The organism is Streptomyces sp. NBC_01571, from assembly GCF_026339875.1.
GTDB lineage: Bacteria > Actinomycetota > Actinomycetes > Streptomycetales > Streptomycetaceae > Streptomyces.
In genome coordinates this window covers 106,248-118,834 of record NZ_JAPEPZ010000004.1, presented here as the reverse complement: position 1 = coordinate 118,834, position 12,587 = coordinate 106,248, and the positions used below count along the sequence as shown (strand labels likewise).

At 70.6% G+C, this 12,587-nt stretch carries 11 protein-coding genes; 10 read left to right on the top strand and 1 reads right to left on the bottom strand.

The features are described from left to right. The first annotated feature begins 26 nt into the window (after window positions 1–26). From OHB41_RS49900 to OHB41_RS49855, 10 genes are all read left to right on the top strand, one after another. A complete protein-coding gene (locus OHB41_RS49900) occupies window positions 27–722 on the top strand; it encodes an SAF domain-containing protein (RefSeq protein WP_266709087.1) in 696 nt (231 codons plus the stop codon). Continuing rightward, the gene (locus OHB41_RS49895) at window positions 722–1,627 is read left to right on the top strand and encodes a hypothetical protein (protein WP_266709085.1); all 906 of its coding nucleotides are present in this window, start codon (window positions 722–724) and stop codon (window positions 1,625–1,627) included. The genes OHB41_RS49900 and OHB41_RS49895 overlap by 1 nt, the downstream gene beginning before the upstream one ends. 160 nt (window positions 1,628–1,787) lie before the next feature. Further along, on the top strand, window positions 1,788–3,209 hold the full coding sequence (locus tag OHB41_RS49890; protein ID WP_266709083.1) for a TadA family conjugal transfer-associated ATPase: 1,422 nt from the start codon (window positions 1,788–1,790) through the stop codon (window positions 3,207–3,209). Next, window positions 3,206–4,126, top strand: coding sequence for a type II secretion system F family protein (locus OHB41_RS49885; RefSeq protein WP_266709081.1), 921 nt, complete (start codon window positions 3,206–3,208; stop codon window positions 4,124–4,126). Before OHB41_RS49890 ends, OHB41_RS49885 begins: the two co-directional genes overlap by 4 nt. Then, on the top strand, window positions 4,123–5,028 hold the full coding sequence (locus tag OHB41_RS49880) for a hypothetical protein (protein ID WP_266709079.1): 906 nt from the start codon (window positions 4,123–4,125) through the stop codon (window positions 5,026–5,028). Before OHB41_RS49885 ends, OHB41_RS49880 begins: the two co-directional genes overlap by 4 nt. A 41-nt stretch (window positions 5,029–5,069) precedes the next feature. Next, window positions 5,070–5,279, top strand: a complete 210-nt coding sequence (locus OHB41_RS49875; RefSeq protein WP_266709077.1) for a hypothetical protein — start codon at window positions 5,070–5,072, stop codon at window positions 5,277–5,279. 1 nt (window position 5,280) lies between these two features. Continuing rightward, entirely contained in the window at window positions 5,281–5,685 is a 405-nt protein-coding gene (locus OHB41_RS49870; protein ID WP_266709075.1) for a TadE/TadG family type IV pilus assembly protein, read from the top strand. Continuing rightward, window positions 5,682–6,128: a pilus assembly protein gene (locus tag OHB41_RS49865; protein WP_266709073.1), complete on the top strand. Its 447-nt coding sequence runs from the start codon at window positions 5,682–5,684 to the stop codon at window positions 6,126–6,128. The genes OHB41_RS49870 and OHB41_RS49865 overlap by 4 nt, the downstream gene beginning before the upstream one ends. Then, window positions 6,125–6,568, top strand: a complete 444-nt coding sequence (locus OHB41_RS49860) for a TadE/TadG family type IV pilus assembly protein (RefSeq protein WP_266709071.1) — start codon at window positions 6,125–6,127, stop codon at window positions 6,566–6,568. The genes OHB41_RS49865 and OHB41_RS49860 overlap by 4 nt, the downstream gene beginning before the upstream one ends. 60 nt (window positions 6,569–6,628) lie before the next feature. Beyond that, window positions 6,629–9,901, top strand: coding sequence for a LysM peptidoglycan-binding domain-containing protein (locus tag OHB41_RS49855; RefSeq protein ID WP_266709069.1), 3,273 nt, complete (start codon window positions 6,629–6,631; stop codon window positions 9,899–9,901). Between the two features lie 313 nt (window positions 9,902–10,214). On the opposite strand, the gene OHB41_RS49850 is transcribed toward OHB41_RS49855, so the two are convergent. Next, complete coding sequence (locus OHB41_RS49850) at window positions 10,215–12,098, bottom strand: DUF2637 domain-containing protein (RefSeq protein ID WP_266709067.1); 1,884 nt, start codon at window positions 12,096–12,098, stop codon at window positions 10,215–10,217. Window positions 12,099–12,587 lie beyond the last annotated feature (489 nt).

Sequence of the window (12,587 nt, the reverse complement as noted above, 5' to 3'; positions counted from 1 at the left end):
GACAAGAAGGGCACCGGCTCAGGCTCATGGACACTCAGACGTCATTCCCCCCGCGACTCGATGCCCGACCCCGCGACCTCCCGCCCAGCACCGGTACGAAGAAGACTCCGGGCCGACGCTGGTCAACGACCGTGCTGCTCGTGCTGGTCACGCTGATCGGCGCGCTCGGGGGCGCCGTGGTCGTGGCCCGGGCCGGCGACCGCGTCGACGTCCTGGCCATCGCCCGCGACGTCCCGGCCGGGCACCGGCTGACGGCGCAGGACCTGACGACAGTGTCCTTCGCCAAGGACCCGGGCCTGTCCTCCGTTGCCGCCGCCCAGCGCGCGACTGTGATCGGGAAGCGGGCGGCCGTCGACCTCCGGCACGGCGGGCTCCTCTCGCCCGCGCAGCTCACCCCCGGCGGTGCGCTCGGCGATGCTGCCCAGGTCGTCGGCGTGGAGGTCAAGCGCGGGAACGCCCCCCGGGACGAACTGCGCGCCGGCGACAAGGTCGCCGCCGTGGTCCTGCCCGCCCCCGGCGGCACCGAGGACACCGGCACCAGGGACAAGGACACGGCGTCGGTCACGATCCCGGCGACCGTGAAGACCATCGGTACGCCGGACTCGACCGGGGCGCTGGTCGTCAACCTGATCGTCTCCCCCGCCGACGGGGCCCTCCTGGCGACCAAGGCGGCGGCCAAGCAGATCGCGCTCGTGCGCGAGCCCCGCGAAGGAGGCTCCTGATGGCTCTGATCGCTCTGGTCTCCGCGAAGTCCGACGGTGTCACCACCACGGCGGCGGCTCTCGCGCTCGCCGGCAGGCGGCCCGTGCTGCTCGCCGAATTCGATATGGCCGGGGGGAGCCTGCGGCACGGCCTGCTGCGCAATGTTCCGCGCGACCCGCACGGCGAGCGCCTCGACGGCCGTATCGGGCTGCACCGGCTGCCGCAGGCCGACTGGGCACGCGGTCACGGTGACGGAGACTTCACCCCGCAGGTGGCGGAACATCTGTGGCCGCTCGACGACAGCGACGACAGGGTGGCCCTGCCGGGCCTGACCGACCCACGGCAGGCCGCGTCCCTGACCGGGATCTGGCCGACCTTGCTCAACGTTCTGCAAACCACCGACCAGCAGCTGCGCTGGGACGTTCTCGTCGACGGCGGCCGCCTCGCCTGGGACGGCGGCCGACTGCACCCTGTCCTCACGCCCGCTCCCGTTCTTCGCGAAGCGGACCTGGTGCTGCTGGTGGTCCAGGCGAGCGAGGCGGGCCAGGCCCTCGCCTTCCCCGCCGTCCAGGCGCTCCAGGCCGAACTGGCCGAGGCCGGGCGGGGATGGCAGGCCCTTGGCCTGCTCCTGGTCGGTGACGGCTACCGCAACGAGGAAGTCGGCCACGCCCTGGGAGCACCGGTCCTTGCCAGCCTGCCCTGGGACCCGACGGCCGCCGCCTACCTCGCTACCGGCGGATCCATGCCCCGCGCGGTCACCCGCTCCAGGCTCATGCGCGCGGCACGGGACGCCATGGGACCGCTGCGCGAACACGCCGACCGCAGACGGCTGATGATGCAGATGAGCAGCGCCGTGCCAGCCACCCCAGGTGTCGCCAGCTTGGTGCAGCAGCTCGCCGCCCGCGCCGGAGGCAGCCATGGCTGAGACCTCCCCGCGGAACGGGGCAGCCGGTCCGTACGGCGCGACACGGCTCGCCGGTCTACTCACCGACCACAGCAGCCCGTCTTCAGTAACGGCAGTGCGCACTACACCTCCGACGGCACCGGGCATGCCGGGCGGCCGGTCGGCAGATACAGGCGGGCCCGTGAAGGCGGTCGGGCCGGGAGATGTGGTCGCTGCCGCGTCCCTGCCCGGTGCTCTGCCGGTCCCGTGGGACGCGATCACTGCGCTGCGTCAGCAGGTGGCCGCCGACATCGACGCTCTGCGCAAAGAGCGCCGGGCGGCCGGGACACCGCTGGGAGGCCAGGATCTGGAGGAGGCGGTCCGCGGCCGGGTCCGCGCGCGGGTCGCCGAGTGGGCGCAGCAGTGGGCACTCAGCCACCCTCCGCTGGCAGGCGAGGACCTGGAACGGGTACGGATCGAGGTCTTCAACCTGATGTTCCTGGCCGGTGCCCTCCAGCGGGTCCTGGACCGGCCGGGCGTCGAGGATGTCCTGATCGACGGCGAGTGGATGTACATCGACTCCTACAGCCGGCCCCGCGAGCGCGTCCGCTCCCCTTTCTCCACGCCCGGTCAGGCCGTGGAGTGGGTGAACCAGATGGCCGCGGCCTCCGGACATGGCGAGCGGCAGTTGTCCTATGCCACCGCGCGCGTCGAGTTCGACCTCCCGGACGGATCGCGCGTGGCGGCGACCCTGCTGACTGAAGACGTCGTCATCGCGATCCGGCGGCACGTCCTCGAGCGCGCCGGGCTCGCAGAGCTCGTGCAGTGGGGCGCCGTCGACCCGGTGCTGGCTGCGTTTTTGTCGTCGGCCGTCAAGGCGGGACTATCGATGATCATCGCCGGGGACATGGCGAGCGGGAAGACCACGCTCATGCGGGCCCTGGGCCGGGAGGTCCCGGCGCGTGAGCGGCTGGCGACGCTGGAGAGCGAACCCGAACTGCGCCTGCACTTCGACGATCCCGGCTCCCACGCCCACGTCCTCGCCTTCCGCACCCGGGAGGGCAACGGCGAGCGGGAGGCGACCGGCCAGGTGACCCTCGCTGACCTGGTCCCCGTCTCGCTGCGCTACAAGGCCACCCGGGTCATGGTCGGTGAGGTACGCGGTGAGGAGGCCGTCGCGATGCTGGAGGCGATGATCGCGGGCGGTGCGGGCTCGATGTGCACCCTGCACGCCAAGGACCCTGAGTCGGTCGTCGACCGGCTGATGGTGCCCCTGGCGAGGGCCGGTCTCAGCGACCAGGCCGCCTACCGGCTCATCGCGGCCGCCGTCGACCTCATCGTCTACGTGGACCGCATCGACGAGACCGACCAGGGCGGCCAGGAGCACCGCTTCGTCACGCACGTCTGGGAGACCGCCGGCCGCGGCGAGGGCGGCGGTGTTGCGCTGTCTCCCGTGTTCGCTCCGCGCGAGGAAGCCGGCGAGGAGCGGGCTGTGCCCACCAGGACACCGATGTCCGAGCGCCGGATGCGCAAGCTCGAACGCTCAGGCTTCCACCGCGGCTGGCTCACCCAGTACCCGCACGGCCAATGGCAGCCGATGCGCAGGACGGGAGGCGCGGCATGAGCCTGTCCTACCTGTCCGTTCTCGGAATGGGCGCTGGCGCAGCCTGCGCACTCGGCGGTGCCGGTCTGATAGCTGTCGCGCGCGGCTGGCGCCCGAAGGCCCGCGGCCGCGGAGCGGGACTGCGCGGCCGGGCCGCGCATGCGGTGGCGGAACTCCCGCCCGGGTGGCGGGACAACTACCGGCTGCTCCTGGCGGCCGCCGCGGTGGCCGGGATCGTCATATGGGCGGCGACCGGGTGGCCGGTGCACGGCCTGCTCGCGGCCGCGATCGTCGCCGGACTGCCGTTCATCCTCCACCCCGGCGGATCGGGCCGGGCGGAGATCTCCCGCCTGGAGGCCCTGGCGGAATGGCTCCAGCAGTTGGCGAGCGTCCGCTCCGGCGGCAAACCGCTGGAGGCCACGATCGTCGCCCTGGACACCGTGCCCGCCCTGCTTCGGCATGAAGTCGGCGCTCTCGCCGAGAGGCTGTCCTCTGGTGTGCCGGCGCGGACTGCCTACCGGGCGCTCGCCGACGACCTCGGAGACCGGGTCGGGGACGACATCGCCCAGCTGTTCATGGACCACGTCACCAGCCGCGGCCCCGGCCTCGCCCGCGCCCTGACCGCTCAGGCCTCCCTGGTGGCCCGGCAGGCCGCGGACCTGCGGGACATCGACGCCGAGCGGGCCAAGGCACGCTCCGAAGCACGCCGGGTGTCCCTGTTCGCGATCGCCGTCGTCGGCGCGATCCTCCTCAACGGCAGCTACGCCGCCCCCTTCGCGACACCGCTCGGGCAACTCGGACTCGTCGTCCTGGCGGCCCTGTTCGTCCTCGCTCTCTTGTGGCTGCGGCGGATGGCTGCGATGGATGCCGAACCCAGGACCTTGCTGTCCGCGGAGCAGCGGGACGAGACGAGCGAGCGTGAGGGGGCGTTGCGATGAGTCTGTCCGTTCCCGGCATGCTGCTGGGCGCCGTGACCGCCGGGAGCGCCGTCCTGGCCATCCGCAGTCTGCGCCCGCGCCGTACCCCGCTGGAAGAGGTCCTGCGGCGTACCCACTCCCCCACGGGTCCCTCCGTTCCTTCGTCTGGCGCGCCTGTGGGGCGGGGGCCGGCGGTGTGGGCGGACCGGGTCGGGGCCCGGCTGATGACGACGACCACGTTCGCATCCCGGCTCCCGGTACGGGATCTGTCCCTGCTGGAGATGGCGCCGTCCGCGCTGCTGGGCCGGTGCGCCCTGTACGGGCTGGCGGGCCTGCTCATTCCGCAGTGGATCGTGTTCCTGCTGCGAGTCGGAGGCATCGTCCTCCCCATCGTCGTGCCGCTCGCGGCCGGGATCGGCTGCGCCGTGTTCATGGTGTTCAAAGCCCTGGACGACGTGCGCTCGAAGGCCCGGCAACGACGTCGGGAGTACCGGTACTACACGGCGTCGCTGCTGGAGCGGGTCGCGCTGGCCCGCAGTTCGGATGCCGGTGCCGCCGAGGCCCTGGCCCGGGCCGTGGAGTCCGGCGACGGAGCGGCCGCCGTGCGGATCCGGGACGCCGTCGAACACGCTCGCCTCGCCGGGATTAGCCCCTGGGATGCCCTCGGCCGGCTCGCCGCCGAACTCGACGTGCCCGAACTGGCCCGGCCCGCCGCTTCCCTCGCCCTGGCGGGGGAAGAACAGGCCGCCGTCTATGACCAGTTGGAGGCACAGGCGGCCGTGGTCCGCCGTGGTCTCCTCGCCGACCGCAAGGAAGCCGCGAACGAAGCGACCGAGGCGATGCACGTCCCCGCGTTGGCGATCGTGTTCCTCATGGCCGCTTTCCTCATCGCCCCCGCCCTCATCCGTATCACCACGTTCTGAACGGCCCGCCGGCATCCGGGCCGGCATCTCAGGAGGAGATCATGACGAGCCTTGTCCGCTACCAACTCGCCCGCGCCCGGGAAGCCCTGGCCCGCTACCGCGCGCTGGTGACCTCACAACCCAGCGACCGTGGCGCGTCCGCGATGGAGTGGGCTTTGATCATGGTGGCCGGAGGGACGCTGGTAGGCGTGGTCGCCGCGGCCGCCAACACCACCGTCGGCGAGAAGGCCCTCCAGATCATCGGGTTCTGAGGTGAGTCGGCTCCCGCGTCTTCGCCCGCCCGGACGATGGTGGCGCCAGGACCGCGGCGCCACCGCGCTGGACTTCTCCATGACGGTGCCGCTCGCGTTCCTGCTGCTGTTCGGCATCGTCCAGGGCGGCCTCTACTTCCACGGTCGCTCCGTCGCCCACCATGCTGCCCAGCAGGCTGTCGACGCTCAGCGCGCCTACGACTCCGCGGACGGAGCAGGCTCCGCCGCGGCCCGCACCTACCTGGCACGCATGGGCGGTTCCCTCTCCGACACCGACGTCCAGGTCGCCGACGACGGGAATAGCGTGCAGGTCCGCGTGCAAGGAACGGTGATCAACCTGGTGCCGGGCTGGGGCGGGCACGTCAGCCAGAGCGTGCGCGCCCCTGTCGAGAAGTTCCGCCCATGAAACGGAGACTGCCGCGCCGGTCGCACGACCGGGGATCCGTTGCCTTGAGCACCGCTATCTTCTGGCCGTGCGGGCTAGCCCTGTTCGGCCTACTCATTGCCTGCGGACGCATTGGCCTTGCCGAAGGCGCTGCCGATGCGGCCGCCCGTGATGCCGCCCGTACCGCATCAGTCGCCGCCGACCCGGCGACCGGGCAGGCCGACGCGCTCCAAGCTGCCCGGGCCAGCCTCGACAGCTCCGGAGTGCACTGCGCCGACATCGCCGTCACCGTCGACGCCGGTGAACTCGCTGCGCCGGTCGGGCAGGCAGCGCGGGTCACGGTCACCGTCGCATGCTCCGCACCGCTCAGTGATCTTCTGCTTCCTGGCATAAGCGGGTCGAAGAGGCTCAGCAGCACGAAGTCGTCCGTTGCTGACATATGGTCCAGCAAGGGGGCCTCATGAGTCGCCCGCGCACAGGGTGCTGTCTGACGCCGACCGGCCGCGACCGCGGGGGGATGGAGCTGTTCTACGCCGGCGTCGTCCTCATCGCCTTCCTGTTCATCGGGCTCGTCATCGACGGCGGCCTCGCCCTGGACGCCCAGTCCGACGCCGACTACATCGCCCAGGAAGCCGCCCGGGCTGGCGCGCAGCAGCTCGACCCGGCCCAGGCCATCACCGGCCAGGCCCTACGCCTCGACCCCGATGCCGCAGCCCAGGCCGCCCGCACCTTCCTCACCCAGCAAGGCCTGGACGGCGACGTCACCGTGGGCGATGACGGGCAGAGCCTGACAGTCACCGTGCACGACACCTACCACCCGTACTTCGCGTCCCTGATCGGCGTCAGCTCGATGCCCGTCACGGGAGAAGGCACCGCGACACTGGTCCACCAGGCCGGAGGCTGACTCATGCCCCACTACCCCACCGCACGCCCGCGCGGCAGGCTGCGGGCCACCATACATATCGTGCTGAGCCTCGTCGCGCTGGCCGCACTCGTGGTGGGCGTGCCGTCTGTGCTGCTCTGGCTCGGCACCGTGCCCGCGCACCTGCCGACCCTCGCCGACGTCCGGGAAGCCCTGCTGTCGCAGGACGACAGCGGCACGAGCCTGGTGGCGACGATGACACTGGCCGCGTGGGCGGCCTGGCTGTGGCTGACCATTCCCGTCCTCATCGAGGCCGTCTCCGTCCTGGCCCGGCGCACCACACCTCGCCTGCCCGGGATGGCCACCGGACAGCGGCTCGCCGGATACCTGATCACCGGCCTGCTCCTCGCCGCACCGGCCGCAGCCGCCAGCGCGGCCGACCTCACCGCCGGCCCGGCGGCCACCGCTCCCCACGCCCCCACGAAAGCCGCGGACCTCAACTCCGACAGCCCGTCAGCCGGCCATCACCGGACCGGTGCCGCAGCCGCGATGACGGCCACAACCAGTGCACCGGAGACTGCCGAGTACACGGTAGGAGCAGGCGGAACGACGTGGTGGGAGCTCGCGGAGCAGCTCTTCGGCGACGGCGCCCGCTACCCGGAACTGCGCACCATCAACCCGGACGTGCCCGCCACCCAGTCACTGCTGCCCGAGGGCACCACCCTGCACATCCCGGCGGCCCACTCCCCCGCTGCAGCACGGCAGCAGACGATCGAGCCTGCCGCCTACACCCAGCCGGCGGCGCCGGACACGGCACAGAAGGACACGGGCGTGGACGACAGCCACCACTACGGCACATACACGGTGCACTCCGGCGACAGCCTGTCCCGGATAGCCCAGCGTCAGCTCGGCGACGCCGACCGCTGGCCGGACCTGTACGCAGCGAGCGAGGGGCGATCGCAGCCGGACGGCCTGCCCCGGATCACCGACCCGGACCTGATCTACCCCGGGCAGACCGTCACGCTGCCCCACGCCACACAGCCCGCCCACTCCGGCGCAGCCACGGGCCAAAGCCGACAGAACAACGAACCGGACCACGAGGAACCCGCACCACCGGTCCGGGAACACTCCAGCTCTCCGGCCACACCGAAGGCCGACGGGCCAGCGGGCAGCGTCGCAACGCCAGGAACCCCGCCAGTCACGGAGCACTCCGAACGAACGACGCGGGACGCCGATCCGTCTGCGACCCCGTCCGGCACGGCGCAGCCGGACGACGGTTCACGCCCGGCTACGGTGCCGCCGGCGGACTCTTCCAGTCGCACTGGCGAGCTGCGGACGACTCTGGGCGCGTTTGCGCTGCTTGCCGCAGCCGTCACCGGCGCCCTGGGCACGCGCCGTCTGCTGCAGCGCCGGCGCCGCAAGGTGGGCGAGACGATCGCGATAGCGGAAGCCCCGTCACCGGCCGCGGCGCAGCTGGCTCAGTTGGCCGAGCCCCCGGCCGCTCCTCGCTTCGACCGGGCCCTGCGGACCCTCGCCGACCATGCAGACAGAACCGAGCAGCCGCTGCCGGAGCTACGGGCGGCCCGGCTGGGTCCCAATACGTTGTCTGTGCAGCCCGTCGACGAGGACGCCGGGCCGATGCTCCCGTTCACAGCGGCTGCAGAGGGCTGGTGGGTACTCCCTGACGATGCAGAGCTCCTCACCACCGAGCAGGCGCTCGACGTCACCCCGCCGTATCCGGCGTTCGTCACCATCGGCGCCGACGAGGCGACCGGCGACGTGATCCTCCTCAACCTGGCCGCGGTCCGAGCCGTCCTCCTGGACGGGACCGAGGATGACATCCGACAGGTGTGCCGGGCGCTCGTCCTGGAGCTGGCGATGAGCGCGTGGGCGGACCGGCTGGAGATCGTCACCGTCGGCTTCGTCGAAGAACTGACCCATCTGCTGCCCACCATGCGCATTGGGCACAAACGACAGCCGGCACACGCCCTGCGCGACTTGGCCGACTGGCTCCTCGCCTCCGTTCAGCTCCCAGACGACACCGACCAGCCCTACCTTCTGGTCTGCGCCACCTCGCTCGACGCCGACACCGCATGGCAACTCGCCGAAATGCTCGACAAGGCCGGCGAGCTGCCCGCCCTGCTGATCGCACCTGCCGACCATGCCGCACGGCACTTCGCACAGGCCCCAATCCTCGACGCGGCCGCCACCACCGCCCAGCCCCTCGACGGCACCGACATCACCGTCGTCCTGCAGCACATCGACGATGCCGCTTACCAGCAGATCATCACCGACCTGGAAATCTCCAGCCAGCCACCCCACCCTGCCGAAGGGGGCTGGCAGAACGTGCCCACAGAACCGGCCGACCCACCTGCGAAGGCGAAGGCGTCGTCGTCGTCGCGGATCCGACCGCCCGTCGCGGCCGTGCTGCCCGAGCCGTCAAGCACCACCGGCTCCGGTCCTGCGGACCTCGATGTGTTCCCTGCGCTTCTTTCCGCAACGGCCAAGACCACCACCGCACAACAGCCGCCAGATCAATCCGCGCCTGCCCCTCCGGAGCCCGCGCCCGCTTCAACGCGCCTCCCCACACGGGCGGACGCTGCGGGACGGCCCGCCGGACACCGGCAGCCAGGACCCTTCCTCAGCGTGCTGGGACCCGTGCAGATCAGCAGCGGCGCCGGCAGCAGCCACGGGCCGCGGGAATCACAACTCGCCGCCCTGCTGCACTTCAAGCCGGGACGTGGTGCGGACACGCTCTGCACGGACATGGACCCGCTCACGCCGTGGACCAGACGCACGCTGAACACACGCATGGGAGACCTTCGCCGCGCACTCGGCGACGACCCCGACGGCAATCCCTACATCCCCCGTCGGTCAGCCATCGAAGACCCCTACGCCATCAGCCCCAACGTCCTCTGCGACTGGGACGGATTCAAAGACCTCGCCGAACAAGCTCTACGAGACGGCCCGAGTGCAGTCGCGCGGCTGGAGGACGCCCTCGGCATGGTCCGCGGCAGGCCCTTCGGCGCCCAGCCCCTCCCCTGGGCCGAGCCCTACGCCCAGGAGATGGTCACCCGCATCATCGACGTCGCGCACAGCGTCGCCCAGTGGCGCATGCTCGAAGGACCCGGGCGCGACCTTGCAGCAGCCCGGCAAGCCGTAGCAGTCGGCCTGGAAGTCGACGGCAGCGCGGAACTGCTCTACCGCGACTGGTTCAGGATCGAACACGCCAGCGGTAACCGGTCCGGACTGCACACCGCCATCTCAAGACTGCAACAGGTCAACCGGTCCATCGACGCGTCCCAGGAAGACGAGACTCAGCACCTCATCCACTCTCTGCTCGCCTCCCCCGCCGAACTCTCCGCCGTCGTGTAGCAGGTGTCAGCGGGCCGGTGATGCCGCAGCAGAACGCTCCGTGGGCGGCACTCGCTCGAAGCGGGTTGAGCACCGGGTACACCCTTGAATGCCACGCCGGCGACGGATGCACAGGCTTCCGAGAAGCCTGCCCTGCCATTCACACGGGTTCCCTGCAACCTCGCCTACGTGACTGCGCAACTGCCGCGTGGAGGGAGGGAACTCACGCCGCGGAATGCGGACCCGCGCCTACGGATCCCGTCCGGTGATACGTCCTTGCAGCTCAAGGCCACAATGCGCAACTCTTTAGGCACTCAAACGATATTGTTGAGTGTCAGTTGGCAGCCGCTTCCTGACGTTCGTGCTGCGCAAGGGCGTGCCAGCGACGCTCGAAATCTGACAGGTCCGGCTCGATCATTTCCGGTGTGACAGGTGTCCTGCGCACTGAGATCTCGCGAGTTGCGCACTCACGCGCGACGTCTTGCGCAGTGGGGGTCGCAGTGGTTTCCCGCAGCGCGGACCAGGCCGCGTAGACGCGGAAGCCTGGCATGTATCGCCGCAGTGTGCTCGGACTGACGCCTTGGCCACCTCGCCCGAGGACTCCGTGTCGCTCAGCGAGTACGGCGGAGAGCTGGCGGTCCTTGGGCTCCTGCCCATGCTCCGCCAGGAAGCCAGCCCACGCGAGGTAGTAGCGGTCAACGGTCGTCAGACCGCCCTTCTCCCCCGCGAGCTCCGCTTCAGGAGCCTGGTCGAGCGTGGCCTGCGCTCGCGGACCGCGATTCGTCCCCTCAGCCGCGGCGACTGTCGATGGGGCTTCGTCTCGGCCGCCCTTCTGATCGGACGAGGATGTGTCCGCAGGGTCCAGTTCGCTGCCGTTCGCCACGGCAGTGCTGGCCGCATCCTCGGGAGGAAGTTCCGGGCCATCGAGCTCACGCTGCTCGAAGCTCGCGACGAAGCCTGCCAGGTCGGCGCCCGCGATGGGGCGCCCGCCGTCACCGGTGATGGCGTCTCGCTCGTAGAGGTAGGCCGCCAGGGCATCAGCATCAGGGTAGACACCGTGGTGCTTCTGGTAGCTGTACCAGGCGCTGCGGAAGTAATCGTCCCACGACTGGTCTGCCGGCTCCGGCTCTTCAACCGTGGCCTCGGGGCCGGCATCCGTGTAGCGGACTCGCAGAACCTGGAGCAGGGGTTGGAGTTGCTCCTCGGAGAGCGGCTCGCCCGTGCCAGTGGAGATGCCGTAGCGGTCGCGGAGCCACAGGGCCCACTGTGCAGTGGTCGGTTCGGCCTGGAACTGCGCGAGGAACGCCTGATAGGCCACGGCGAACCGTTCGGCGGCTTCCTCGCTCGGCGCCTCACTCCGCGGTCGCGGGATCGTGACGGCTTCGGCCCCAGCCGACTCCGACGCGGACGCAGGCTGCGCGGCTGTCCCTGGTTCAGGGACAGCCGCCGTGTCGAGGGCAGACCGTTCCGCCGGCGTCGCAGCAGGGACCTGTTCGACGGTGATCTGGGCTGGTTCTTCGATGCCCGCGGCGGCGAGGCCGGAGGGGGCGGTTTCGGCGAGCGGGACGCCGTAGCGTGCGAGGCGCAGCGGCATCAGGGACTCCACGGGGGCCTTGCGGCGCCAGGCGCGGCCGAAGCGGGAGCGCAGGCGGGCCTGGTAGACCAGCCGTTCCTGCTCCAGCTTGATGACCTGTTCGTAGGAGCGCAGTTCCCACAGCTTCATCCGGCGCCACAGGAGGAAGGTGGGGAGCGGGGAGAGCATCCAGCGGGTGAGGCGGACGCCCTCCATGTGCTTGTCGGCGGTGATGTCGGCGATCCGGCCGATCGCGTGCCGGGCCGCCTCGACGGAGACCACGAACAGGACCGGGATCACGGCGTGCATGCCGACGCCCAGCGGGTCCGGCCAGGCCGCGGCGCCGTTGAACGCGATCGTGGCGACCGTCAGCAGCCACGCCGTCTGGCGCAGCAGCGGGAAGGGGATCCTGATCCAGGTGAGGAGGAGGTCCAGTGCCAGCAGGACGCAGATGCCCGCGTCGATGCCGATCGGGAAGACGTACGCGAAGTTCCCGAAGCCCTTCTTGAGGGCAAGTTCGCGCACGGCCGCGTACGAACCCGCGAAGCCGATTCCCGCGATGACGAGCGCACCGGCGACGACCACACCGATGAGAATCCGGTGTGCTCGAGTCAGCTGGGGTATCGCATCGTTCCCCGCAGCCACGTCCCACTCCCCTTTTCAAGCCTCACTACTGAACGGGTCTCACACTGCCACGGGCTGGCCCAGGTAGAGATGCTGCGGAGCTGAATCCTGGCGGATCGTCAACGAAAAGTGATCGTGGGCGTGCAGGTGCTCTTCTGTCCGCTGAGGGTTCAGCAGTCCGACGGATGATGGGACTGGTCTCCCGGCCGAAGCCGCACTCCCCTCTCGCGTGCGCGTGCCGTGGTTTGGGCTCGCCTCGCCGTTGCCCATAGCTGCACTTTGTGGTGCGGAGCCATCGGGTGCGCTGGCGCTCTGGAGCCTGCCCATGCCAGCGGGACGGTAGGGTCAACAGCGGTCAGATAGACGTCTATCGAGCACATAGTCCCAAAAGCGGCTATTGGCTGTGCTCCATCTCTGCGTGATTGCGCCGCAATCACGCACGGGTGCGGCGAAGACTTCACCTCGGCCGATAGGCTCCGGCCTCGCACACGTTTCAGCACACTACGGAGA